We start from the raw sequence: 26,565 nt of genomic DNA, 5'->3' as shown, positions 1-26,565 counted from the left end.
GTTGACTTCGTTGAGGATGGTGGTGGCGGCCGCGCCGTTGAGGTTCGGGTTGCCGAGGATGATCCCGCCCAGTTGCGTGGACTGGGTGCGGGACGTGGCGTTGTTGAGGATCACGCCGTTGCTGCCGACGTTGTAATCCGTGAACTGGTTGTGGGACAGACCGCTGCCGTTGGGCTTGGCGATGTTGACGATCGGCACACCGTTGCCTGCCTGACCGAGGCTGGTGCCCGGTGCACTGACGACGATGCCGTCGGCCTGGGCCCACATCGGTTGCCAGAACATGATGTTGGCCAACAGGAACGCCAGGCCGCGCTTGGGTATGCCCAGGAACTGTTCGCGAGTTTTGTAGGCAGCAGAAGGCTGGCGGCCTGGAAAGGCGGGTTGGCGATCATCCATGTTCAAGTCCCATGTAGCAGAATTCAAAAGAGTGCATCCGTGCGCAAGTCAGCCAGCAGCAGAACCAGACACGACCTCACACCGAAGGGGAGTCACGATCACCTCGGCAGAGCAGTGGCATCAAAATAGTGGCGCGATATTAGATAGCCATTATTCTGGCGTCAATGAATTAGTGCTAAAGCAAAGCTGCGGCGAGACTATTGCCAAAATCGTGGGTTACGGAGCCCGAGATAGAATCTGACCCTACACACCTCCTCGCGCGCAGAATCGCTCTCACAATTAGATCAGGGAGACCGCCGGAAACAGGTCAGCGATAAGACCAACTCATCCCCGTCCACCCCAGCTATACCTAAACCCAACGGTCCCCCTCACTTTTGGATATTTCCCCCTCTCCCACCCACAAAGCTACTCTCCATGAAAACCGTCACCACGCCCCAAGGGATTTCATGGACAGAACCACTTTCCAACCATTGCTGCTCACCCTCGCCCTGATCGGCTGCGCCCCGCTGGCCCAGGCCGCCACTACCCTGGTCTACTGCTCCGAAGCCAGCCCCGCTGGGTTCGACCCCAGCCAGTACACCAGTGGCACCGACTTCGACGCCTCGGCCGAAACCGTCTTCAACCGTCTCACCCAGTTCAAGCGCGGCGGCACCGAAGTCGAGCCGGGGTTGGCGACGAGCTGGGATGTCTCCGCCGATGGCCTGGTCTACACCTTCCACCTGCGCGACGGTGTGAAGTTCCACACCACCGACTATTTCACCCCCACCCGCGACTTCAACGCCGACGACGTGGTGTTCACCTTCCAGCGCCTGCTCGATCCGCAGCAACCGTTCCGCCAGGCCTACCCGACCGAGTCGCCCTACTTCACCGACATGGGTCTGAACACCACGATCAAGAGCGTCGAGAAAGTCGACGAGCACACCGTGCGCTTCAACCTGAACAACGTCGACGCCGCGTTCGTGCAGAACCTGGCGATGAGTTTCGCCTCCGTGCAGTCCGCCGAATACGCGGCGCAGTTGTTGAAGGAAGGCAAGGCCGGCGACCTCAACCAGAAACCCGTCGGCACCGGCCCGTTCGTGTTCAAGCGCTACCAGAAGGACTCGCAGATCCGCTACGCCGCCAACACGGCCTACTGGAAACCCGAGGATGTGAGAATCGATAACCTGATCTTTTCCATCACCCCCGACGCCGCCGTGCGCCTGCAAAAGCTCAAGCGCAACGAATGCCAGGTCAGCGGCTACCCGCGTCCGGCGGACATCGAAGTGATGGAACAGGACCCGAACCTGCAAGTGCTCAAGCAACCGGGATTCAACCTGGGTTTCCTCGCCTACAACGTCACGCACCCGCCCCTGGACCAGCTCAAGGTCCGCCAGGCGCTGGACATGGCCATCGACAAACCGGCGATCATCAAGGCGGTGTACCAGAGCGCCGGGCAACTGGCCCAGAACGCCCTGCCGCCGGCCCAGTGGTCATTCGACCTGGCTATCAAGGACGCTCCCCACGACGTGACCAAGGCCAAGGCGCTACTCAAGGAAGCCGGGGTGGCACCCGGTACCACCCTCAATTTATGGGCGATGACGGTGCAACGCGCCTCCAACCCCAACGCGCGGATGTCGGCGCAGATGATCCAGCAGGATTGGGCGAAAATCGGCATCAAGGCCAACATCGTCAGTTATGAGTGGGGTGAGTACATCAAGCGCGCCAAGAACGGCGAACACGACGCGATGATCTACGGCTGGACCGGCGACAACGGCGATCCGGACAACTGGCTCGGCGTGCTCTACAGCTGCGCGGCGGTCAAGGGCAGCAATTACGCCAAGTGGTGCGACCCGGCCTACGACAAGCTGATCCAGCAAGCCAAGGTCTCGACCGACCGCCAGCAACGGATCGACCTGTACCGGCAGGCGCAAAAGATTCTCAAGCAACAGGTGCCCATCACGCCGATTGCCAACTCCACGGTATTCCAGCCGATAAACAAAAAAGTCGTGGATTTCAAACTCAGCCCATTTGGCCTCACACCCTTCTACGGCGTGGGTTTGCAACAGTAGAACCCGCCCCAACCCGGTGCGCGATAAGCTCGTAGCGCACCGTTTAAAAGCAATGTTTGCACCAAAAAAACCGGCGCAAACGATCAACTGCGTCAGAACTTACACAGATGCGACATTAAGGTACGTTCGTGCCACTGTTTCAGATCTGTAACCGCTCTTGATCTTGCATTGGGTATGGGGCCTGCATAAGTATCCGCAGGACGACTCACGAGGTCGCCCTCAAATCCAAAAATGACAACAAATCATGAGGCCAACATGCTTAAACACGCGGTCATTCCGTTTTTAGTCGGCGCAAGCCTATTAGCCAGTGCTCCCTTCGCCCAAGCGGCGACTAACCTGGTGTTCTGCTCCGAGGGCAGCCCGGCGGGTTTCGACCCGGGTCAATACACCACCGGAACCGACTTCGACGCCTCTGCAGAAACCATGTTCAACCGTCTGACCCAGTTCGAACGCGGCGGCACCGCTGTGATTCCTGGCCTGGCGACCAAGTGGGACATTTCCGAAGACGGCCTGACCTACACCTTCCACCTGCGTGAAGGCGTCAAGTTCCACACCACCCCGTACTTCAAGCCGACCCGTACCTTCAACGCCGACGACGTGCTGTTCACCTTCAACCGCATGATCAACAAGGACGATCCGTTCCGTAAGGCGTATCCGACCGAGTTCCCGTACTTCACCGACATGGGGATGGACACCAACATCACCCATATCGATAAAGTCGACGACCACACCGTCAAGTTCACCCTCAAGGACGTCGATGCCGCGTTCATCCAGAACATGGCCATGAGCTTCGCCTCGATCCAGTCCGCCGAATACGCCGCCCAGTTACTCAAGGAAGGCAAGGCTCCCGACATCAACCAGAAGCCCGTCGGCACTGGTCCGTTCGTGTTCAAGAGCTACCAGAAAGACTCCAATATCCGCTACACCGGGAACAAGGACTACTGGAAGCCTGACGACGTGAAGATCGACAACCTGATCTTCGCCATCACCACCGATCCGTCGGTGCGCATGCAGAAACTCAAGAAAAACGAATGCCAGATCACCCTCTTCCCGCGCCCGGCCGACCTCAAGGCCCTGAAGGAAGACAAGGCCCTGAAGATGCCCGACCAAGCGGGCTTCAACCTGGGTTACATCGCCTATAACGTGATGGACAAGATCAAGGGCAGCAACGAGCCGAACGTGCTGGCTGACCTGAAAGTCCGCCAGGCATTGGACATGGCGGTCAACAAGCCGCAGATCATCGACTCGGTCTACCAAGGCGCCGGCCAGCTGGCGGTCAACGCCATGCCGCCAACCCAGTGGTCCTACGACACCACCATCAAGGACGCCAAGTACGACCCTGAGAAAGCCAAGGCGCTGCTCAAGGAAGCCGGCGTCAAGGAAGGCACCAACATTACCCTGTGGGCTATGCCGGTGCAGCGTCCGTACAACCCGAACGCCAAGTTGATGGCTGAAATGCTGCAGTCCGACTGGAAGAAGATCGGCCTGAACGTCAACATCGTCAGCTACGAATGGGGCGAGTACATCAAGCGTTCCAAAGGCGGCGAGAACCAGGCGATGATCATTGGCTGGAGCGGCGACAACGGTGACCCGGACAACTGGCTCAACGTGCTGTTCGGCTGCGACTCGCTGTCCGGCAACAACTTCTCCAAATGGTGCGACAAGAAATTCGACGGTCTGGTCAAGGAAGCCAAGCGCACCACCGATCAGGCCAAGCGCACCGAACTGTACAAACAGGCACAACACGTCCTCAAGGATGCCGTGCCAATGACACCTATCGCTCACTCGACGGTGTATCAACCCATGCGCGCCAACGTGCAGGACTTCAAGATCAGCCCATTTGGCTTGAACTCCTTCTACGGCGTCAGCGTCAGCAACTGAGGTATGCAACGGCGGCGTCTCCTGACGGCGCCGTTGTTTTATCAGCCAAGACCCAGGAAATCGCCTACCTCCAAAAACATCTGCGCATTACGGCAGCTGCTTGAGGACGTATCGCTCTTTCTCACAAGTCTTTCAGACGTTACGCATTGACTGCCAAACCCACGGCCGTACCGTTGGAATCTGGCAGACCTGCTGACCCTGTGGCATTGCTGCACGCAATGGAATGAACTCAGTGCCCCGGACCTGTTCCCGGATGGACGCCGGTTCACTGTTTAACACCCCGAACGAAAGAGGGAGCGTCATGCGCCATACCCTGGTTTTTTCTGCGTTGCTGAGTACCGGCCTGCTGGCCGCGACATCCGTGGCCCAAGCCGCCGCTGGCGGTAGCCTGGTGTTCTGCTCCGAAGGCAGCCCCGCCGGCTTCGACACGGCGCAATACACGACCGCCACCGATAACGATGCCGCCGAGCCGCTGTACAACCGCCTGGCCGAGTTTGAAAAGGGCGCGACCAATGTCGTACCGGGTCTCGCGACAAGTTGGGAGATTTCCGAAGACGGCCTGAAATACACCTTCCACCTGCGCGAAGGGGTGAAATTCCATAGCACCGACTACTTCACGCCGACCCGGGACTTCAACGCCGACGATGTGCTGTTCACCTTCAACCGCATGCTCGATCCGCAGCATCCGTTCCGCAAGGCCTACGCCACCGAATTCCCGTACTTCAACGGCATGAGCCTGAACAAGAACATCGCCAAGGTGGAGAAGACCGGACCGCTGACCGTGGTCATGACCCTCAACAGTGTCGATGCCGCGTTCATCCAGAACATCGCCATGAGCTTCGCCGCGATCCTGTCGGCCGAATATGCCGAGCAGTTGCTCAAGAGCGGCAAGCCGAGCGACATCAATCAGAAACCCATCGGCACCGGCCCGTTCGAGTTCAAGAGCTACCAGAAGGACTCCAACATCCGTTACGTCGCCAACACCCATTATTGGGCGCCGGAGCGGGTCAAGCTGAAGAATCTGATCTTCTCGATCAACACCGACGCCTCCGTGCGAGTACAGAAGCTCAAAGCCAACGAGTGCCAGATTACCCTGCATCCGCGCCCGGCCGATGTACCCGCATTGAAGAACGATCCCAAGCTGCAGTTGATCGAGAAGCCTGGTTTCAACCTCGGCTACATCGCCTATAACACCCGCCACAAACCGTTCGACCAGGTCGAAGTGCGCCGTGCGCTGGACATGGCAGTGAACAAACAGGCCATCCTCAACGCCGTGTACCAGGGCGCGGGGCAACTGGCGGTCAACGCCATGCCACCGACCCAGTGGTCCTACGACGACACGATCAAGGACGCTGCCTACGATCCGGAAAAAGCCAAGGAGTTGCTCAAGGCCGCCGGGGTCAAGGAAGGCACCGAAATCACCCTCTGGGCCATGCCCGTACAACGCCCGTACAACCCCAACGCCAAGCTGATGGCCGAAATGCTCCAGGCCGACTGGGCCAAGATCGGTTTGAAAGTAAAGATCGTCAGCTATGAATGGGGCGAATACATCAAGCGCACCAAGAACGGTGAGCACGACATCAGCCTGATCGGCTGGACCGGCGACAACGGTGACCCGGACAACTGGCTGGGCACGCTGTACAGCTGCGACGCCATTGGTGGCAACAACTACTCCATGTGGTGCGACCAGGATTACGACAAGCTGATCAAGCAGGCCAAGGTCGTCACCGACCGCGACCAGCGCACCGTGCTCTACAAACAGGCCCAGCAGTTGCTCAAGCAGCAAGTGCCGATCACCCCTGTTGCCCACTCGACGGTCAACCAGCCGCTGAGTGCCAAAGTCGAAGGATTCAAGGTCAGCCCCTTCGGCCGCAACGTGTTCTCGGGCGTCAGCCTGACCCCATAACCGATTAGTCCTACAGCGAGGGCCCTTGCGGGCCTTCACGCAGACGTCTTGCCGTAATTTGCCGATCAGGCCCACTGCAAACGTTTGCGAGCTGTAGCCAGTAGTAAAAACCGATAGCCGTATCACCAAAAAAGACCGGCATTAAAAAGAAAGAAAAAGGAGCGTTACCCATGAAATTGAGCAGCACCGCGTTACTGGCCCTGGCCATCAGCAGCGTTACCGCGACAGCTTATGCTGAGTCGCAAAGCCAAGCGGTTACTCCGGTGACCCTCAAGACCACCAGCGCACAAAGCGAAGCCAAGGGTTTTGTGGAAGGCCAATCGGTGACCGGTTCGACCCGTAACTGGTACGCCAACGAGCAATTCAAGCGTGGTGCGAAACTCTCTTACCGCCAGAACGGCGAAACACGCCAGACCGACCGCCGTATCAACTGGCTGCAAGGTACCATCATCAAATATAACTCCGGCTTCACTGAAGGCACTGTTGGCTTCAGCACCGAAGTCGCTGCCTACAACGCTATTGCTCTGGAGCGCGACCGCAAGAACCTGGCATCTGGTAACGGCGGAGCACCCATTCCAGGCGTCGGTGGTCGAGGCAACAACCGCACCCTGACCGAGAACGGCGGTGACGCTCAGGACCAATGGAGCAAGTTGGGCCTGGCTAATGTCAAAGCGCGTATTTCCAACACCACGCTGACCGCTGGTCGCCAGAACTTCAGTAGCCCCATGGTCGACGTGATCGGCAACCGGGCACTGCCTTCCAGCTTCCAAGGTGTGAGTCTGCATAGCGAAGAACTCGAGAACCTATCGTTTGATTTGGCCACGTTCGACAGGAACTCTCCTCGTACCGAGGAAAGCCAGCGTAAATTCCGCGCTGAATATGCTGACCATCTTGTCGAAATCGATCATGTTTATACGGCCGGTATCAGCTATCAGCCGTTAGCTAGTTTGACCACCAGCTTGTGGGCCACTCAGGCCGAAGACATGTGGAATCAATACTACTTTGGCGCCACTCACGTCTTGGGTGACAGCTCAGTACTGAGCCTGACCACAGGCCTGAACTACTACAAGACCGTGGACGAGGGTAAAGCCGTACTGGGCGACATCGACAATGACACTTACTCCCTGTCATTCGGCCTGGCCCATCAGGCCCATAGCCTGACGTTCTCCTATCAGGAAGTGAACGGTAACGAGTACTTCGACTACCTGCATGAAACCAACGGCATCTACCTGGCCAACTCCCTGCTGTCGGACTTCAACGGACCGAACGAGAAATCTTTCCAGATTGCCTATGGCCTAAACATGGCTGAGTACGGGGTACCGGGCCTGAAGTTCAACATTTACCAGGCTCGCGGTTGGGGTATCGACGGTACACACTATAAGGGCGGCGAATACGCCAGCGTGCAGTCGATGGACGGTGAGCACCACTACGAATACGGCATCGGTGCATCCTATGCCGTCCAGAGCGGCCCGCTGAAAGCCACCGCGATCCGCGCGACCTACACCGCGCACCGCGCCAGTGAAAACCAGGCAGACGGCAGCCTCAACGAGTTCCGTCTCGTCACCACCATCCCGTTCAACATTCTGTAAACCCTGCGCCGGACGGTCGACTCACGAGGTCGGCCGTCCGGCTTTGCCGTTCCACCGATTGCAGAGGATATGACGATGAACATGATCCCCCTACGCGCAGCCATCGCCGCTGCGCTGCTGAGTGTCGCCGTTGGCGCCACGGCCAAACCCCTGGTGGTTTGCACAGAAGCCAGCCCGGAAGGCTTCGACATGGTCCAGTACACGACTGCAGTCACTGCCGACGCCGTGGCGGAAACCATTTTCAATCGCCTGGTCGATTTCAAGCCCGGCACCACCGAAGTGATTCCAGGCCTGGCCGAGTCCTGGGACATCAGCGACGATGGCCTGACGTACACGTTCCACCTGCGCAAAGGCGTCAAGTTCCATACCACCGAATACTTCAAGCCGACCCGCGACATGAACGCCGACGATGTGGTCTGGAGCTTCCAGCGCCAGCTGGACCCGAATCATCCGTGGCACAAACTGTCGAGCGTGGGCTTCCCCTACTTTGAAAGCATGGGCTTCAAAGAGCTGTTGAAAAGCGTCGAGAAAGTCGACGAACACACGGTCAAGTTCACCCTGACCCGCCGCGAAGCGCCGTTCCTGGCCGACGTTGCCATGGCCTTCTCCTCGATCTACCCGGCCGAATACGCCGACCAGTTGCTCAAGGCCAACAAGGCCGGCGACCTCAACAGCAAGCCGGTCGGCACCGGGCCGTTCATCTTCCAGCGCTACAACAAGGACGCCCAGGTTCGCTTCAAGACCAACCCGGACTACTTCCGCGGCAAGCCGCCGGCCGATGCACTGGTACTGGCCATCGCCACCGACAACAACGTGCGCCTGCAGAAGCTCAAGGCCAATGAGTGCCAGGTCGCGCTGTACCCCAAGCCCGATGACATCCCGAGCATCAAGAAAGACGCCAACCTGAAAGTCGATGAACTGGACGCCATGACCGTGTCCTACGTCGCCCTGAACACCCAGCACAAATACATGAGCGATGTGCGGGTGCGCAAAGCCATCGACATCGCCTTCGACAAGGAAGCCTACGTCAACGCGCTGTTCGGCAAGGGCAACGCCACCGTCGCGGTCAACCCCTACCCACCGACGCTGCTGGGCTTCAATCACGAGTTGAAGAACCCGCCGCGTGACCTGGACAAGGCCCGCCAGTTGCTCAAGGAAGCCGGCGTGCCGGAGGGCACCGTGTTCACTCTGTTCACCCGCAACGGCGGCGGCCCGACCAACCCCAACCCGATGCTCGGCGCGCAGATGATGCAGGCTGACCTGGCGAAAGTCGGGATCAAGGTCGACATCCGCGTCATGGAGTGGGGCGAAATGCTCAAGCGCGCGAAAAACGGCGAGCACGACATGGTCTCCGCCGGATGGGCGGGCGATAACGGCGACCCGGATAACTTCCTGACGCCTATGCTCAGTTGCGAGGCGGCCAAGAACGGCGAAAACTACGCCCGCTGGTGCAACGAGAAATTCCAGGCGCTGATCGATCAGGCCCGCGCCACAGTGAACCCCGAGGAGCGCACCAAGCTCTATGAACAGGCCCAGGTGATTTTCAACCAGGACCAACCGTGGATCAGCATGGCCCACACCCGGATGTTCACGGCAATGCGCAAGAACGTAGAGGGCTACTCCATTAGCCCGCTCACCACCAACAACTTCGCCACCACCCAGGTGAAGTAGATAAGAAAGCGTCCGGTATCCCCTGATCAAAGGGGTGCCGGACATGCCTAACCGGCTGATGAGGTACACCTGAAGATGTTTAGTTTTATTGCCCGCCGACTGGGATTATTGATCCCCACGTTCTTCGGCATCACCTTGCTGACCTTCGCGTTGATTCGCATGATCCCCGGCGACCCCGTGGAAGTGATGATGGGCGAACGTCGGGTCGATCCCGAAATGCATGCTCAGGCAATGGAACGCCTTGGCCTCAACAAGCCGCTGTACGCCCAGTACCTGGACTACATCGGCAAACTGGCCCACGGTGATCTCGGCGAATCGCTACGCACCCGCGAAAGCGTCTGGACCGAGTTCAGCTCCCTGTTTCCCGCGACCCTGGAATTGTCCATGGCCGCCCTGTTGTTCGCCGGAATCCTGGGCCTGCTGGCCGGGGTGATCGCGGCACTCAAGCGAGGGTCCCTGTTCGACCATGGGGTGATGGGCGTCTCCCTCGCGGGGTACTCGATGCCGATCTTCTGGTGGGGCCTGATCCTGATCATGTTCTTCTCGGTGTCCCTGGGCTGGACCCCGGTATCGGGACGCATCGACCTGCTCTACGACATCGAGCCGAAAACCGGCTTCATGCTGATCGACACCTTGCTCGCCGATGAACCGGGCGCGTTCCTCGACGCGCTGCACCACCTGATCCTGCCGGCCATTGTGCTGGGCACCATTCCGCTGGCGGTGATCGCCCGCATGACCCGCTCTTCGATGCTCGAAGTGCTGCGCGAAGACTACATCCGCACCGCCCGGGCCAAGGGTCTGTCGCCGGCGCGCGTGGTGTTCGTCCACGGCCTGCGCAACGCGCTGATCCCGGTACTGACCGTGGTCGGCCTGCAGGTCGGCACGTTGCTGGCCGGTGCGGTCCTGACCGAAACGATCTTCTCCTGGCCGGGCATCGGCAAGTGGTTGATCGAGGCCATCGGCGCCCGGGACTACCCTGTGGTGCAGAACGGCATCCTGTTAATCGCCTGCCTGGTGATTCTGGTCAACTTCGTCGTGGACATCCTCTACGGCTTTGCCAACCCACGCATCCGTCACCAGCGCTGAGATCAAATCCATGAGTACTCCAACTCCTTCGGTAGCAGTCGATCAAAGCCTGCTGTATCCGTCCCCGTACAAAGAATTCTGGCAGGCGTTTTCCCGTAACAAGGGCGCCGTGGCCGGGTTGATGTTCATGATCCTGGTGGTGTTCTGCGCGATCTTCGCCCCGTGGGTCGCCCCCCATGATCCGAGCGAGCAGTACCGCGACTTCCTGCTGACGCCGCCGGCCTGGCTCGAAGGCGGACAGATCCAGTTCCTGCTGGGCACCGATGAACTGGGCCGCGACCTGCTGTCACGGCTGATCCAGGGTTCGCGCCTGTCGCTGCTGATCGGCTTGTCGTCGGTAGTGATGTCGCTGATCCCGGGCATCCTGCTGGGCCTGTTCGCCGGGTTCTTCCCGCGCATCCTCGGCCCGACCATCATGCGCCTGATGGACATCATGCTGGCCCTGCCTTCGCTGCTGCTGGCCGTGGCGATCGTCGCCATCCTCGGCCCAGGCCTGATCAACACCGTGATCGCCATCGCCATCGTGTCGTTGCCGTCGTACGTGCGCCTGACCCGCGCCGCCGTCATGGGCGAACTGAACCGCGACTACGTGACCGCCGCCCGCCTGGCCGGTGCCGGTCTGCCGCGCCTGATGTTCATCACCGTGCTGCCCAATTGCATGGCACCGCTGATCGTGCAGGCGACCCTGAGCTTTTCCTCGGCCATCCTCGACGCCGCCGCCCTGGGCTTCCTCGGCCTGGGCGTCCAGCCGCCGACTCCGGAGTGGGGCACCATGCTGGCCTCGGCCCGGGACTACATCGAACGCGCCTGGTGGGTCGTGAGCCTGCCCGGTTTGACCATTTTGCTCAGCGTGCTGGCAATCAACCTGATGGGCGACGGCCTGCGCGATGCGCTGGACCCGAAACTCAAGAATGCCGCCTGAGGAGATTCCCATGTCACTGCTAGAAATCAAGAATCTCAACGTCCGCTTCGGCGACGCCAACGCCGTTCCGGTGGTCGATGGCCTGGACCTGAGCGTGGAAAAAGGCGAAGTGCTGGCCATCGTTGGCGAGTCGGGCTCGGGTAAATCCGTGACCATGATGGCGCTGATGGGCCTGATCGAGCACCCCGGCATCGTGACCGCCGATGCGCTGAACTTCGATGGCAAGAACATGCTCAAGCTGAGCGCCCGCCAGCGCCGGCAGATCGTCGGCAAGGACCTGGCGATGGTGTTCCAGGACCCGATGACCGCGCTCAACCCCAGCTACACCGTGGGTTTCCAAATCGAAGAAGTGCTGCGCCTGCACCTGAAGATGTCCGGCAAGGCCGCCCGCAAGCGCGCCATCGAACTGCTGGAAAAAGTCGAGATCCCGGGTGCCGCCAGCCGCATGGACGCCTACCCCCATCAGCTGTCCGGCGGCATGAGCCAGCGCGTGGCGATTGCCATGGCCATTGCTGGCGAACCGAAGCTGCTGATCGCCGACGAACCGACCACCGCTCTGGACGTGACCATCCAGGCGCAGATCATGGACCTGCTGCTGGCCCTGCAAAAAGAACAGGAAATGGGCCTGGTGCTGATCACCCACGACCTCGCCGTGGTGGCCGAAACCGCCCAGCGCGTCTGCGTGATGTACGCCGGTCAAGCCGTGGAAGTGGGCAAGGTGCCGGAGTTGTTCGACATTCCGGCCCACCCCTACAGCGAAGCATTGTTGGCGGCGATTCCAGAGCACAGCATGGGCGCCGAACGCCTGGCGACCTTGCCGGGCATCGTTCCCGGTCGCTATGACCGTCCACAAGGCTGCCTGCTGTCGCCACGCTGCCCCTACGTGCAGGACAACTGCCGTCAACAGCGCCCCGCCCTTGACCCGAAAACCAACAGCCTCGCCCGCTGCTTCTACCCGTTGAACCAGGAGGTGGCGTGATGGCCGTCGTACTTACCGCCCGTGACCTGACCCGTCATTACGAAGTGTCCCGTGGCATGTTCAAGGGCCACGCCACCGTGCGCGCCCTCAACGGTGTGTCGTTCGAACTCGAGGCCGGCAAGACCCTGGCCGTGGTGGGCGAATCCGGTTGCGGCAAGTCCACCCTCGCCCGGGCCCTGACCCTGATCGAAGAGCCGTCCTCCGGCTCATTGAAAATCGCCGGGCAGGAGGTGGCCGGCGCCAACAAGGCCGAACGCAAGCAGTTGCGCAAAGACGTGCAGATGGTGTTCCAGAGCCCTTACGCGTCCCTCAACCCGCGGCAGAAAATCGGCGATCAATTGGCCGAGCCATTGCTGATCAACACCAACCTGTCGGCCACCGAGCGGCGGGAAAAAGTCCAGGCGATGATGAAGCAGGTGGGCTTGCGCCCCGAGCATTATCAGCGCTACCCGCATATGTTCTCCGGCGGTCAACGCCAGCGTATCGCCCTGGCCCGTGCCATGATGCTGCAACCCAAGGTGCTGGTGGCGGACGAACCGACATCGGCGCTGGACGTGTCGATTCAGGCCCAGGTACTCAACCTGTTCATGGATCTGCAGCAGGAGTTCAACACCGCCTACGTGTTCATTTCCCACAACCTGGCGGTGGTGCAACACGTCGCCGACGATGTGATGGTGATGTACCTCGGCCGTCCGGTGGAGATGGGCCCCAACGAGTCGATCTACAGCCGCCCGTTGCATCCGTACACCCAGGCGCTGCTGTCAGCCACACCGACCATCCACCCGGACCCGAACAAGCCGAAGATCAAGATCGTCGGCGAACTGCCCAACCCGCTCAACCCGCCGCCCGGCTGCGCCTTCCACAAGCGCTGTCCGTATGCCACCGAGCGTTGCAAGACCGAAGAGCCGGCCCTGCGTCCTCTGGATAATCGCTTGGTAGCGTGCCACTACGCCGAGCAGTTCCTCGACGGCGCGGCGTAACACCAGCCGAAACTGTGGCGAGGGAGCTTGCCCCCTCGCCACCGTCTTCTACTTGTCGTTCTGGAGGCTACGTCTGGCTGTCGCCTTCGTCGCCCTCATCCCCATCGTCGGTGTCGGGCTGGTCTATCGTCGAGTCGTCATCGTCCTGATCCCCCGGTTGTGTTTCGGCCGCAGCAAACATCATTGCCCCGTGCGCCCCTTGCCCGCTCGAGGCATGTTGCTCGTGGTCGACGCACTCGGCCCATACAGCGCCGGATCCCAGGGACAACATCACCAACACCTTCAGCAACAACATCACGCGTAGAAACCTATTCATAGCCGATTCCTCTTTCCTGAATAAAGCCGGGACCCCACGGCGTTCAGGAAATCTAATCCCGAACAGGCTGGCTCGTAAGACTAGGACGCAGAATCAGGGGCAGAAATGCCGCTTGGGGACAGACCGCTTTCGAATAGCGTCTATTCCGAATGGCTATGACCTGTGGGAGCGAGCCTGCTCGCGATGGCGATCTACCAACCAACATTAATGCCGAATGGGCCACCGCTATCGCGAGCAGGCTCGCTCCCACAGTCTCTGGCGTCGTACACAAATCTCATCTATCCCACAGGAAATCGAGGAGGTATAAAAAAGCCCCGCGGCTTTCGCAACGGGGCTTGGGTCTTGCGGCTCAGCGCTTAGTGATGCTCACGGGTCGCGCGGAACTTCACGTCCGGCCAGCGCTCTTCCATCAGCGCCAGGTTGACCCGGGTCGGGGCCAGGTAGGTCAGGTGACCACCACCGTCCAGCGCCAGGTTTTCCACGGCCTTGTTGGTGAATTCCTCAAGCTTCTTCTTGTCGCTGCACTCAATCCAGCGAGCCGAGTACACGGTGATCGGCTCATAGGAGCACTCGACCTTGTATTCCTCCTTCAAGCGGCTGGCGACCACATCGAACTGCAGCACGCCGACCGCGCCGAGGATGATGTCGTTGCTGCGCTCCGGGAAGAACACCTGGGTAGCGCCCTCTTCGGCCAGTTGCTGCAGGCCCTGGCGCAGTTGCTTGGACTTGAGCGGATCCTTCAGGCGTACGCGGCGGAACAGTTCCGGGGCGAAGTGCGGGATGCCGGTGAAACCCAGGACTTCGCCTTCGGTGAAAGTGTCGCCGATCTGGATCGTGCCGTGGTTGTGCAGGCCGATGATGTCACCGGCGAAAGCCTCTTCCAGCTGTTCACGCTCCGAGGAGAAGAAGGTCAGGGCGTCGCCGATGCGCACGTCCTTGCCGGTGCGCACGTGGCGCATCTTCATGCCTTTTTCGTATTTGCCGGAGCAGATGCGCATGAACGCGATACGGTCGCGGTGCTTGGGGTCCATGTTCGCCTGGATCTTGAAGATGAAGCCCGAGAACTTCTCTTCCACCGGCTCCACGGTGCGCTCGTTGGCGACCCGGGGCAGCGGACGCGGCGCCCAGTCGACCACGGCGTCGAGCACGTGATCCACACCGAAGTTGCCCAGCGCGGTCCCGAAGAACACCGGGGTCATCTGGCCATCAATGAACGCCTGCTGGTCGAATTCATGACAGGCACCCTGCACCAGCTCCAGCTGCTCGACGAAACGTTCGTACTCGTCGCCCAGGTGTGCGCGCGCTTCGTCGGAGTCCAGCCGCTCGATGATCTTGGTTTCAGTGCGCTCATGACCATGACCGGCGGTGTAGACAATGATGTAGTCATCAGCCAGGTGGTACACGCCCTTGAAATCGCGATAGCAGCCGATCGGCCAGGTGATCGGCGCAGCCTTGATCTTCAGGACCGCTTCGATCTCGTCGAGCAGTTCGATCGGGTCACGAATGTCCCGGTCGAGTTTGTTGATGAAGCTGACGATCGGCGTGTCCCGCAGGCGGCAGACTTCCATCAGCGCGATGGTCCGCGGCTCGACACCTTTACCGCCGTCGAGCACCATCAGCGCCGAGTCCACCGCGGTCAGGGTGCGGTAGGTGTCTTCGGAGAAGTCTTCGTGGCCCGGGGTGTCGAGCAGGTTGATCATGTGTTCGCGATACGGGAACTGCATGACCGACGTGGTAATGGAAATACCCCGCTGCTTTTCCATCTCCATCCAGTCGGAGGTGGCATGGCGGTCGGACTTGCGGGACTTCACCGTACCGGCAACCGCAATCGCCTTGCCCATCAGCAGGAGCTTCTCGGTGATGGTGGTCTTACCGGCATCGGGGTGGGAAATAATGGCGAAAGTGCGGCGTTTCGCGACTTCGGCGGCCTGTTTGGTCATGGGAAATCGCCTGGCAGGTGATTCAAAAAAGGGCGGCGATTATAGCTCAACTTGTGCCAGGAACCGAACCGTTGAGCACATCGAAGATGGCCAGAAGCTTCCTGACAGGGGAACCTTTTGCCCCGTGGAGACGTCCACCCCCCTGCTGCATTTATTCGTCAGGGGCTGAAAAATCAGCAAGTTAGCCTGACGAGGCTGCGCTCATGGCTCGATCCACATGCTGGTTTACCGGCATCGAAAAGAGCTGCTTCTCGCGAACGTTTTCCCGGCAACCCCATGGGTCTGCCGCCCGGGGAAGCGTGCGCCGACTGAAAGACAAAGGAGTCCGCCTGTGGCTATCCGCTATGGCAAAGGGCTGACAGGAGGCGTGGTCGTCGTCGCGCTCCTGGCCCTGTTGGTCCACTGGATCGGCATCGATACGATCCGACATTATCGCGACGACCTGTTGTTCTACCTGCAAGCCCACCTGATGCTGGTACTGGTTTCCATGCTGGCAGCCCTGATCGTGGGCATCCCCGCCGGTATCGCCTTAAGCCGCCCCGGCATGGTCGGGCGCGCCGAGCGCTTCATGCAAGTCTTCAACATCGGCAACACCGTGCCGCCCCTGGCCGTACTGGCCATCGCCCTGGGTGTCCTGGGGATCGGCAGCGGGCCGGCCATCTTCGCCCTGTTCCTCGCCTCGCTGCTGCCCATCGTGCGCAACACCTATGAAGGTCTGAAAAACGTCCAGGGTTCTCTCAAGGAAGCCGCCACCGGCATCGGCATGACCCCGCGCCAGGTGCTGTGGAAAGTCGAACTGCCCAACGCCGTGCCGATCATCGTCGGTGGCGTGCGGGTCGCCCTGGCGATCAACGTCGGCACCGCGCCGCTGGCCTTCCTGATCGGTGCCAACAGCCTTGGCAGCCTGATCTTCCCCGGCATCGCCCTGAACAACCAGCCGCAACTGTTGCTCGGCGCCGCCTGCACCGCCCTGCTGGCGTTGTTGCTCGACGGCCTGGTGACACTGGCCAGCCGCCTCTGGCTGGAACGCGGTCTGCGACCGTCATAAAGCCGGCTGGATAAAGGAATCGTTATGAAGAAGTTGAGCTTGATACTGGGCTGCGTGCTGCTGTTCGCCGGGTTTGCCCAAGCGGCGGAAAAACCGCTGATCCGCCTCGGGGCCCGGGTCTTCACCGAGCAGACACTGTTGGCGGAAATCACCGCGCAATACCTGCGCAGCAAAGGCTACGACGCGCAGATCACCGGCGGCCTGGGCAGCAACCTGGCCCGCAGCGCCCATGAAACCGGGCAACTGGACCTGCTCTGGGAATACACCGGCGTGTCGCTGGTGGCCTACAACCACGTCACGGAAAAACTCGACAGCGCCCAGTCCTACGCCCGGGTGAAAGCACTCGACGCGAAGAAAGGCCTGGCCTGGCTGGCACCGTCGAAGTTCAGCAACACCTACGCCCTGGCCCTGCCGGAGAAAGTCGCCCGCCAATACCCGCAGATCAGCAACATCAGCCAATTGAACAGCGTGCTGCAGGCCGAAGCGGACAAGAACCATCTGGTGGCCCTGGACACCGAGTTCGCCAACCGCTCCGACGGCCTGGCGGGCATGGTCGAGCAGTACGGCATGAACCTGACCCGCAGGAATATCCGGCAGATGGACGCCGGTCTGGTCTACACCGCCCTGCGCAACGGCCAGGTGTTCGCCGGGCTGGTGTACACCACCGACGGCCGGCTGAACGCCTTCAAGCTGAAATTGCTTGAGGACGACAAGCACTACTTCCCCGACTACACCGCCGCACCGGTGGTGCGCCAGGCGTTCCTCGACGCCCATCCGCAATTGGCCGCGCAGCTCAAGCCGCTGGCCGAGCTGTTCGACGATGAAACCATGCGACAACTCAATGCCCGCGTGGACGTCGACCATGAAAGCCCTTCCGTGGTGGCCGCCGACTTCCTGCGCCAGCACCCCATCAATTGAGGAAAAAGCCATGGAACTGTTGAACGCCTTTTCCCACCTCGACTGGCAGCAGGTGATGCACCTGACCTGGCAGCACATCATGCTGGTGGGCATTGCCGTAAGCCTGGCGATTCTCATCGGCGTGCCGCTGGGCATTGTCATGACCCGCTTCCCGGCGCTCGCCGGCCCATTGCAGGCCAGCGCCACGGTGCTGCTGACAATCCCGTCGATTGCGCTGTTCGGCCTGTTGTTGCCGTTCTATTCCAAGTTCGGCCAGGGCCTGGGCCCGATGCCGGCGATCACCGCCGTGTTTCTGTACTCGCTGTTGCCGATCATGCGCAACACCTACCTGGCCCTCACCGGCGTGGAACCGGGCATCCGTGAAGCCGCCCGTGGCATCGGCATGACCTTCGGCCAACGCCTGCGCATGGTCGAGCTGCCCATCGCCGTACCGGTGATCCTCGCCGGCGTGCGCACCGCCGTGGTCATGAACATCGGCGTCATGACCATCGCCGCCACCATCGGCGCCGGTGGCCTGGGCGTGCTCATCCTCGCTTCCATCAGCCGCAGCGACATGTCGATGCTGATCGTCGGCGCCGTGCTGGTCAGCCTCTTGGCCATCTTCGCCGACCTGCTCCTGCAATGGCTGCAACGCTCGCTGACTAGTAGGGGGTGTTCGCCGCAAATGACGGGCGCGCCGATGCCCCACAAAGCGCAAGACTAGGCGCGAGGAGAGAAGTTTGGTTTATCCAAATGAACGACGAGCAACGACGGATTGCGCTTTGTGGGGCTCGGCCCTACGGGTTGGAGCCGAGATCGCGCCGGGCTGCGTGGGACTTGGAAAGGGAACACCATTCCCTGCGTCCCACGCCTTGCCCGGCGCGATCTCAGCTCCAACGCGCCCGTCATTTGCGGCGAACACCCCCTACACAGGATTAACGAAATGATCGAACTCCAGAACCTCAGCAAAACCTTCAAGAGCAACGGAAAAGACGTCAAGGCCGTGGACTCGGTGAACCTGACCGTCAACGAAGGCGAGATCTGCGTATTCCTCGGGCCGTCGGGCTGTGGCAAGAGCACCACGCTGAAGATGATCAATCGCCTGATCCCGCCCACCTCGGGCAAGGTGCTGATCAACGGTGAAGACACCACCGACCTCGACGAGGTGACCTTGCGCCGCAACATCGGCTATGTGATCCAGCAGATCGGCCTGTTCCCGAACATGACCATCGAGGAAAACATCGTGGTGGTGCCGAAGCTGCTCGGCTGGGACAAGCAGAAATGCCACGACCGCGCCCGCGAGCTGATGAGCATGATCAAACTCGAACCCAAGCAGTACCTGCATCGCTATCCACGTGAACTGTCGGGCGGCCAGCAGCAACGGATCGGCGTGATCCGCGCCCTGGCGGCAGACGCGCCGTTGTTGCTGATGGACGAACCCTTCGGCGCGGTGGACCCGATCAACCGCGAGATGATCCAGAACGAGTTCTTCGACATGCAGCGGGCGCTGAACAAGACCGTGATCATGGTCAGCCACGATATCGACGAAGCCATCAAGCTGGGGGACAAGATCGCGATCTTCCGTGCCGGCAAGCTGGTCCAGTGCGACCACCCGGACACGCTACTGGCACACCCGGCCGACGACTTCGTCAGCAACTTCGTCGGCCAGGACAGCACGCTCAAGCGTCTGCTGCTGGTCAAGGCCGAGGACGCGGCCGACAACGCGCCTTCGGTCAGCCCGGAAACCCCGGTGGCCGAGGCGCTGGAATTGATGGACGAGCATGACCGTCGCTACGTGGTGGTCACCTGTGCCGAGAACAAGGCCCTGGGCTATGTGCGCCGTCGCGACCTGCACCGCCAGACCGGCACCTGCGCGCAATTCCTGCGGGAGTTCAATGCCACGGCCGCCTATGACGAGCATTTGCGGATCCTGCTGTCGCGCATGTACGAGTTCAACCGCTCGTGGCTGCCGGTGATGGACGCCGAACGGGTCTTCCTTGGCGAGGTGACCCAGGAATCCATCGCCGAATACCTGAGTTCCGGCAAGTCCCGTGGCGGCAAGACCAGCATCGTCTCGCCGGCCGAGACCGCGCAGGCTTAATTGCCCACAAACCCTTGTGGGAGCCAAGCTTGCTCGCGATAGCGGCGGCACAGCCAGCACTGCCGCCAACTGACCCACCGCCATCGCGAGCAAGCTCAGCTCCCACAGGGTTGCGGGTTTATCATCGCAATCGTCTGTCCCCAGAACGCCTCGTTAACTCATCCAACGGGAACATCAATCCGTCACACAGGTCGGTTACATCAGGAGCTGTCGCGGACCGCACGACGGATGTGTGCAAAAACGCGACATTTTTAGTTGATCTCAGGCCCCTCACGCCCTAAAGTTCGCGCCGAACGTCCATGCTGGAAACGATCCATCCGGCTCAAGTACTGACGACGAGACAGCAAGGCCAAGGGCACCACGCAGCCCATGGCCTTTTTGCTTTCGGCGACATGCCTTGGGAAGTAGGCGAACCAAAGTGGGGATACGGAGGACGTTCACGGGGGCAGCTTGCCCTCAAACCCATTGATCCTGATGTTTGCCAGTAGGAGTCCCAACGTATGTCGATCCAGGTCGAAGATTATTTCGCGCGCGAAACCTTTCAGAAAATGAAGGCGTTCGCCGACAAGCAGGAAACCCCGTTCGTGGTGATCGACACCGCGATGATCTCCCAGGCCTACGACGACCTGCGCGCAGGTTTCGAATTCGCCAAGGTCTACTACGCCGTCAAGGCCAACCCGGCGGTGGAAATCATCGACCTGCTCAAGGAAAAAGGCTCGAACTTCGACATCGCCTCGATCTATGAGCTGGACAAGGTCCTGAGCCGGGGCGTTACCCCCGACCAGATCAGCTACGGCAACACCATCAAGAAGTCCCGGGACATCCGCTACTTCTACGAAAAAGGCGTGCGCCTGTACGCCACCGACTCCGAAGCCGACCTGCGCAACATCGCCAAGGCAGCGCCGGGCTCGAAAGTCTATGTACGTATCCTGACCGAAGGTTCGACCACCGCTGACTGGCCCCTGTCGCGCAAATTCGGCTGCCAGACCGACATGGCCATGGACCTGCTGATCCTGGCCCGTGACCTGGGCCTGGTGCCATACGGCATCTCGTTCCACGTTGGCTCGCAACAGCGCGACATCAGCGTCTGGGACGCCGCCATTGCCAAGGTCAAGGTGATCTTCGAGCGTCTCAAGGAAGAAGACGGCATCGAGTTGAAACTGATCAACATGGGCGGCGGTTTCCCGGCCAACTACATCACCCGCACCAACAGCCTGGAAACCTACGCCGAGGAAATCATCCGTTTCCTCAAGGAAGACTTCGGCGACGACCTGCCGGAAATCATCCTCGAGCCGGGCCGTTCGCTGATTGCCAACGCCGGTATCCTGGTCAGCGAAGTGGTGCTGGTCGCCCGTAAATCCCGTACCGCCGTCGAGCGTTGGGTCTACACCGACGTGGGCAAGTTCTCCGGCCTGATCGAAACCATGGACGAAGCCATCAAGTTCCCGATCTGGACCGAGAAGAAAGGCGAGATGGAAGAAGTGGTCATCGCCGGCCCGACCTGCGACAGCGCCGACATCATGTACGAGAACTACAAGTACGGCCTGCCACTGAACCTGGCCATCGGTGATCGTCTGTACTGGCTGTCGACCGGCGCCTACACCACCAGCTACAGCGCCGTGGAATTCAATGGTTTCCCACCGCTGAAGTCGTTCTACGTATAACGCAACCTGTCGATAGAAAGGTCCATGCAGCATGCATGGACCTTTTTTATTTGCGCAGCCAGCTCTCGAAATCCTCCAGCAGCGCCATGCATTGACCTAGCGCTTTCATGGCAGCGCTCAAGGTCGAGTTCAGTTCTCCCAACCGCACTGCGTAGCTTGCGCGCCTGAGTGTCAGGACCACGTCCTCCATACGCTGATATAAATCCTGCGCCAACAAGCCCATCTGTCCGTTCAGGTTCTTGAATGCCTTGAACAACAGGGCAATGTCGGCCTTGTATTCCATCGCCCTGATCGAAGCGTCCCGAGAGGAATAAACCAGGTTCCAGGCGGGTGTGGTAATCGCCTCTTGAAATAACATCTGCGCCACGCTCGGTTGGGTGTGGCAACGACAAGCGCGGTGATCCATGGCGCTGGTGAACGCCGGGTTCAACCCGAGCGACTCTCGATACAGTTCATCGAAACGAAACACCCACTGCCTGATCGCGCTTCTATGGTTGATAAAGCGCAAGTGAAGCTCATGAGTCAGGTCCTCGACCTTCGTCGGAGGAGCCAGCAACCATCGCGCTGAACGGGACAAACTGAACAGCCTGAAATCCACGTGTTCAATCGCTTCCCTTCTGGAGAACCGCGCGGTGATGTCGAGTGCATCCCGGCTGAAAACCGCCAGTACATCCACATCCTTTTTCAAGGACATTTTGAGCTCATTGACGTAGCGCCAGAGCGCCGATAGATACTGTCCGTTGAAGAATGCGTTGTTCCATCTTGAATCCATCGCCAACACGGATGGCTGATGGCCCGCACTTCGACGCCGTTCAAAAGCGCCCGAGATGTTATCCAGGATCGAGCTCAGGGAACCCAGGAAGTGGGCGTAGCGCTCCAGGGTCCTTCGCTGCGCTCCCGTCCATGCATAGCCAAGTTGATCCATAGGCTGTCCTTGGCGATGGCAGACATGGGTCCACCATCGCTTCATTAATGGAAATGTCCATTGCGGTCAGGAAGACTCCGCTCCGATGCGTGGGTTAATCACGGAGGGGGCGCAAATGGTTGATCATGCCTGGGATAAGATCACATGCGCTGCGTACACGCGCCTCGACAGGTTGCGACTTCTGCGGCTCGAAAGCCCCCGCGAACTGTTCAAACGCAGCCACGATATTCAGGAACTCCTTAAGAAAATTCCCACGTCCACTGTTCAATGCGTCAAGCGTCTGGACCAGTTCAACTTTGCCCTGGATCAGGGCGATGTCCCTGGTATACGCCTCTGCCTCCAGGCGCAGTTGTCTGGCCCGTTCCTCAAGCCGGTTGTACCCGGCAACCATGTTGAGATAGGAAATGGTTTCGGCGATGCCGGAGAGCGTTTTCTTCAGCGTGTCCATGGCCAACATCGCAATTTGCACCTGAGGAGGCGCCATGCCCATCGCCATCAGATTATCCACGGTCAATTGGGCCTGCTGACCGATTTTTTCCACGCCGGCTCTTCCAATCAACTCAATCGCATCGGCAACCGATTTCATCTGCGCATCCAATTCGACTCGCTTGGCCTCGACCTTGTTTTTTTGCGCCTCCGCAAACGCCCGGTCTTGCTCCAGTGTGGCGATCCATTGCGCCGAGGCGCTCTTGTCATAGCGGACACCCAAATCGACTTGGAGTGCTTTCAATTCGCGGGTCTGCTGCGCGACGGCGACGAACACCTCTTGAAGCTCATCTTCCATTTCCCTGGAAATTTCAAGTTGCTCATTCCTGTCATGGGCGTTTTCAAAATCCTCCTGAATCTGCTTGAGGTTGCCGAGCGCCCGGTCCAATACATACATCGTTGTCTGCGCACGGCTGCGCAAGCCAAACGTCGTACTGTCGATCACAAGCGCCAGGCCGGTCATTCTCTCTACCACACCCGGCAGATAAGCGTGCCGCTGAAACAACATCTGTGCCCGAACGCTGGAGTTCTGAACGCTCGAGTTATGACCGCGTAACGCCATCACCTCAAAAGCCGGATAATCGGCAACCCTCAACATCATCCGCCCCATCCTCCTTGATACCAAATTACCCATTTCGTACTCCCGTTGAGCTTCTGCAAACACTGCAAGCAATGCATCGGAACTGGTGCGGATATACCGCCAAGGCGTGAGCACTTTTTTCACGTTCCGGATAAACCGACTCAAGTTCACGGCGTTATTTATTTTATCCACCTCCTTTACCGAGGAATCGATATACAAGCCGAGCGCTTCCCATACCAGCATGAGGTTCTGGGTTGCCACTTCAGCTTCAATCGTAACGGCACTCAGGTTCTGCAGATCGCCGCGCACGCGATTCAACGAACTCAGTGTCTGGCTCTTGCTGGCCATGTTCTGGATGGCAATGTCCTGTACTTCTTTCAATTGTTTGCGTTGATTGCGTATTCTCTCGGCCTGGACCCCTTGGTAGATGCCAAGAATCAACCCGCCGACATTGAGGGTGGCGGCGGCGACAATCGCTTCCTTCACCATCTGATCGTACTTCTTATTAAGCTCATCGAGCTCCGCGGCACGCTGATCGATATCATCCTGAAGCGCTTGAATGTCTTGCCGATAGGAATTTTCGCTCACCGCTTTCAACCGCAGCTTGACTTCCGGCAGCACCTTTTCCCGCAGGTCCGTGCCGAAGCGGTCCAGCTCCGACCTGACACTTTGCGCCTTCGCCTGGCAATCCTTCACATCAGAAAGCATGGCATTGAGGTAGTACTTGATCTCTGGAATATCTCCCGAAGGCAGCGTCACGTCGGGGAGCCTGGGGTGTTTGAGCTTGAGCTGCAGGTATTCCTCTACGGTGTTGATTCCATGTTCCCTGAGGTGTTTCGATATCTCACTGTCGTCATAAATCTCAACGATCCCTGCGCCATTCTCGAGGATCTTTTCGGCAAACAATTTCAGATGAGTGCCGGTCAGCATGATCTCCCGACGCAACGGCGCCCAACGCTTGGCATGGTCATAGGTCATTGTGAAGGTGCGCAGAAAATCCCTGGCTGTCAGCCCGAGACCGCCATCATCACCTGCGCCATAATTCAAATAGGCAACCACATCGTTATAACGGTAAGGTAGCGACAAGCCGAGCACCTCATACCTGCGCAGACTGATGATCTGCTCTTTGGTAAGTTGTATGCCAGGTTCCCGGTTATATTCGCTCCCACCGCCCAAAGACGCCTCTATAAAAACCTTGGGCGCTTGCGCTGCGGCCTCGACGACCTTATCGTCAAAGTTAAATTCCATCGTAGACTTCCTGTCTTCTAAAGTTCATTTAAGTTGCGCCGATGGTAATCCGAGTGAAACATCACAAACATAGTTACCGATCGCGCAAAATGACTCTAAAGCAGTTGCGCGCACGCCCACTACTCTTCAACTATTAGAAAACAAGACAATGGCCCGAGAGCCCGGACAAGCGCTGAGCCAATGGCAAATATTCAGTCATTACCAAGCGTTAACAACGCTTTATCTGGAGCCAGAATAATGAGCGGAGCCGACGCAACTATTGCAACTGGGTCAGTTGCAATAAACGTTGTCGGTAAATATGCGCCATGGCGCGAATCTCAGGGTGGGAGGCCCGCGACAACGATTCACCGCTCACCCGCAGGAAATTCACATTCCCGGCAGCCAGCGCCTTGCGCAACCAGCCCAAGGCCTCGTCAATGAGCCCCTCCCCCGCCAGCACCGCCGCATGGCTGAACTGCCCCCGAAAGTCGCCACCTTCGGCCGACCGTCGATACCACTGAACCGCCGCCAACGGATCCGCCGGACAATAGCGTCCATCTTCCAGGTAACGCCCCAGCAGATTCATCGACTTTGCGTGGCCCGCCTCGGCGGCGCGACGGTAGAGACTCAAGGCCTGCGCCTGGTCTTCGGCCACACCTCGACCGGTCGCCAGCAGGTTGGCGTAGTTGTACATCCCCCAGTCCAACCCCGCCTCGGCGGCCAGGCGATAATGCCGGGCGGCGACGCTGGCATCGGCGACACAACCCCAGCCGTGTTCATGGCAACGTCCCAGCATGTTGCGCGCCATCGGATGCCCGCGCCGCGCAGCAATACCGAACCAACGTACCGCCAGGGCCGAATCCCGGGCGATGCCCTGGCCGTCGAGCAGGATCTGCCCCAACAACGCCTGGGCATCGAGCACGCCTTCAGCCGCCGCGAGCAGGATCGCCTGGGCGGCCCGCGCCGGGCTCTCTTCAAGCATGGCCTTGAGACGTTCGCCGTCGAGCGCTTCCTTGCGGCGCAGACGAAAATCCGCCATCTACACCTCGACCCAGCGGCGCAGCAGGTTGTGGTAAGTGCCGGTCAGGCGAATCAACGAAGGATGATCCGGCACGTCGCGGGTCAATGCCTGGATCGCCCCGTCCATCTCGAACAGCAACGCACGCTGGCTGTCTTCGCGCACCAGGCTCTGGACCCAGAAGAACGACGCATAGCGGGCACCACGAATCACCGGATTGACCTTGTGCAGACTGGTGCCCGGGTACAACACCATGTCTCCGGCCGGCAGCTTGACCCGTTGGGTGCCGTAGGTGTCCTGGATCTCCAACTCGCCGCCGTCGTAGTCCTGGGGATCGCTGAAGAACAGAGTGGCCGACAGGTCGGTGCGCACCCGTTCTGCGCTGCCCTTGGGTTGGCGCACGGCGTTGTCGATATGGAAGTCGAAACTGCCGCCAGCGCTATAGCAGTTCAACAACGGCGGGAACACCTTGTGGGGTATCGCGGCAGACATGAACAGCGGATTGCTCCACAACCGTTCAAGCATCGCAGCGCCGATTTCCTTGGCCAAGGGATGGCCCTCGGGCAATTGCAGGTTGTGCTTGGCCTTGGCCGACTGGTAACCGGCGGTGATTTTCCCGTCCGCCCACTCGGCCTGTACCAGCGCCTCGCGGATGCGCTGCACTTCGTCAGGAGAAAACACACCGGGAATGTGCAGCAACATGAGATCAAGCCTGTGGATAAAACGGGCGCCAATGGTAGTGATTCTTATTGACTGTGCACAACCCCCACGACGTATCACGTGATCAACACCGTAAAGACAAACTGTAAAGAATGTAAATTCCTCTCAAATGGCAATATTTCGCAATTGATACAAATACCCGTTTACCCTATATTCCGCCGCCTCGAAACCTTGGGGAAGGCACC

General features: G+C 59.7%; 21 protein-coding genes. 14 read left to right on the top strand and 7 right to left on the bottom strand.

Going from position 1 to position 26,565, the window contains the following annotated elements; all coding sequences use genetic code 11:
- A partial coding sequence (locus FGE05_RS22155) for a filamentous hemagglutinin N-terminal domain-containing protein (protein WP_139648265.1) occupies positions 1-396 on the bottom strand: 396 nt, incomplete at its 3' end.
- A gap of 446 nt (positions 397-842) precedes the next feature.
- On the opposite strand from FGE05_RS22155, the gene FGE05_RS22150 reads away from it, so the two are divergent.
- The 9 genes from FGE05_RS22150 (at position 843) to FGE05_RS22110 (ending at position 13,458) form a co-directional block, all read left to right on the top strand.
- Positions 843-2,444, top strand: coding sequence for an ABC transporter substrate-binding protein (locus FGE05_RS22150; protein ID WP_139648263.1), 1,602 nt, complete (start codon positions 843-845; stop codon positions 2,442-2,444).
- Between the two features lie 255 nt (positions 2,445-2,699).
- Positions 2,700-4,325 carry an ABC transporter substrate-binding protein gene (locus FGE05_RS22145; protein ID WP_139648261.1) on the top strand — a complete coding sequence of 542 codons (1,626 nt, stop codon included), beginning with the start codon at positions 2,700-2,702 and terminating at the stop codon, positions 4,323-4,325.
- A 301-nt stretch (positions 4,326-4,626) separates the two neighbouring features.
- Complete coding sequence (locus FGE05_RS22140) at positions 4,627-6,231, top strand: ABC transporter substrate-binding protein (protein WP_139648259.1); 1,605 nt, start codon at positions 4,627-4,629, stop codon at positions 6,229-6,231.
- Between the two features lie 170 nt (positions 6,232-6,401).
- The gene (locus tag FGE05_RS22135; RefSeq protein WP_139648258.1) at positions 6,402-7,820 is read left to right on the top strand and encodes an OprD family porin; all 1,419 of its coding nucleotides are present in this window, start codon (positions 6,402-6,404) and stop codon (positions 7,818-7,820) included.
- Between the two features lie 75 nt (positions 7,821-7,895).
- Positions 7,896-9,491, top strand: coding sequence for an ABC transporter substrate-binding protein (locus FGE05_RS22130; RefSeq protein WP_139648256.1), 1,596 nt, complete (start codon positions 7,896-7,898; stop codon positions 9,489-9,491).
- Between the two features lie 75 nt (positions 9,492-9,566).
- On the top strand, positions 9,567-10,577 hold the full coding sequence (locus FGE05_RS22125; protein WP_072388476.1) for an ABC transporter permease subunit: 1,011 nt from the start codon (positions 9,567-9,569) through the stop codon (positions 10,575-10,577).
- A gap of 10 nt (positions 10,578-10,587) precedes the next feature.
- Positions 10,588-11,499 (top strand): ABC transporter permease subunit, encoded by a 912-nt coding sequence (locus FGE05_RS22120; protein WP_041020610.1) that lies wholly within the window; start codon positions 10,588-10,590, stop codon positions 11,497-11,499.
- A 10-nt stretch (positions 11,500-11,509) separates the two neighbouring features.
- Positions 11,510-12,478: an ABC transporter ATP-binding protein gene (locus tag FGE05_RS22115; RefSeq protein ID WP_041020611.1), complete on the top strand. Its 969-nt coding sequence runs from the start codon at positions 11,510-11,512 to the stop codon at positions 12,476-12,478.
- Positions 12,478-13,458, top strand: coding sequence for a peptide ABC transporter ATP-binding protein (locus FGE05_RS22110; protein WP_139648254.1), 981 nt, complete (start codon positions 12,478-12,480; stop codon positions 13,456-13,458). Before FGE05_RS22115 ends, FGE05_RS22110 begins: the two co-directional genes overlap by 1 nt.
- Positions 13,459-13,525: 67 nt before the next feature.
- Here the strand turns inward: FGE05_RS22110 and FGE05_RS22105 are convergent, their stop codons facing one another.
- On the bottom strand, positions 13,526-13,774 hold the full coding sequence (locus FGE05_RS22105; RefSeq protein ID WP_139648252.1) for a hypothetical protein: 249 nt from the start codon (positions 13,772-13,774) through the stop codon (positions 13,526-13,528).
- Positions 13,775-14,130: 356 nt separating this feature from the next.
- Positions 14,131-15,714, bottom strand: coding sequence for a peptide chain release factor 3 (locus FGE05_RS22095; RefSeq protein WP_139648247.1), 1,584 nt, complete (start codon positions 15,712-15,714; stop codon positions 14,131-14,133).
- A gap of 331 nt (positions 15,715-16,045) precedes the next feature.
- On the opposite strand from FGE05_RS22095, the gene FGE05_RS22090 reads away from it, so the two are divergent.
- The 5 genes from FGE05_RS22090 to FGE05_RS22070 all read left to right on the top strand — a co-directional run bounded on the left by FGE05_RS22090 (position 16,046) and on the right by FGE05_RS22070 (position 21,424).
- Positions 16,046-16,762 (top strand): ABC transporter permease, encoded by a 717-nt coding sequence (locus FGE05_RS22090; RefSeq protein ID WP_055126890.1) that lies wholly within the window; start codon positions 16,046-16,048, stop codon positions 16,760-16,762.
- 24 nt (positions 16,763-16,786) lie between these two features.
- The gene (locus tag FGE05_RS22085; RefSeq protein ID WP_139648245.1) at positions 16,787-17,680 is read left to right on the top strand and encodes a glycine betaine ABC transporter substrate-binding protein; all 894 of its coding nucleotides are present in this window, start codon (positions 16,787-16,789) and stop codon (positions 17,678-17,680) included.
- Between the two features lie 10 nt (positions 17,681-17,690).
- The gene (locus FGE05_RS22080) at positions 17,691-18,383 is read left to right on the top strand and encodes an ABC transporter permease (protein ID WP_139648243.1); all 693 of its coding nucleotides are present in this window, start codon (positions 17,691-17,693) and stop codon (positions 18,381-18,383) included.
- 219 nt (positions 18,384-18,602) lie between these two features.
- Positions 18,603-19,760 (top strand): betaine/proline/choline family ABC transporter ATP-binding protein, encoded by a 1,158-nt coding sequence (locus tag FGE05_RS22075; protein WP_139648241.1) that lies wholly within the window; start codon positions 18,603-18,605, stop codon positions 19,758-19,760.
- A gap of 500 nt (positions 19,761-20,260) precedes the next feature.
- Positions 20,261-21,424, top strand: coding sequence for a type III PLP-dependent enzyme (locus tag FGE05_RS22070; RefSeq protein ID WP_024781129.1), 1,164 nt, complete (start codon positions 20,261-20,263; stop codon positions 21,422-21,424).
- 46 nt (positions 21,425-21,470) lie between these two features.
- Here the strand turns inward: FGE05_RS22070 and FGE05_RS22065 are convergent, their stop codons facing one another.
- The 4 genes from FGE05_RS22065 to FGE05_RS22050 form a co-directional block, all read right to left on the bottom strand.
- Entirely contained in the window at positions 21,471-22,349 is an 879-nt protein-coding gene (locus FGE05_RS22065) for a hypothetical protein (RefSeq protein ID WP_139648239.1), read from the bottom strand.
- Positions 22,350-22,443: 94 nt separating this feature from the next.
- The gene (locus FGE05_RS22060; RefSeq protein WP_139648237.1) at positions 22,444-24,663 is read right to left on the bottom strand and encodes an alpha-xenorhabdolysin family binary toxin subunit A; all 2,220 of its coding nucleotides are present in this window, start codon (positions 24,661-24,663) and stop codon (positions 22,444-22,446) included.
- A gap of 256 nt (positions 24,664-24,919) precedes the next feature.
- Positions 24,920-25,681 (bottom strand): tetratricopeptide repeat protein, encoded by a 762-nt coding sequence (locus tag FGE05_RS22055; protein ID WP_139648235.1) that lies wholly within the window; start codon positions 25,679-25,681, stop codon positions 24,920-24,922.
- A complete protein-coding gene (locus FGE05_RS22050) occupies positions 25,682-26,362 on the bottom strand; it encodes a Fe2+-dependent dioxygenase (RefSeq protein ID WP_139648233.1) in 681 nt (226 codons plus the stop codon). It lies immediately after the preceding gene.
- Positions 26,363-26,565: the final 203 nt, after the last annotated feature.

Source organism: Pseudomonas sp. ICMP22404 (genome assembly GCF_006227205.1).
Lineage (GTDB): Bacteria > Pseudomonadota > Gammaproteobacteria > Pseudomonadales > Pseudomonadaceae > Aquipseudomonas.
This window is presented reverse-complemented; position numbering and strand designations above follow the sequence as displayed.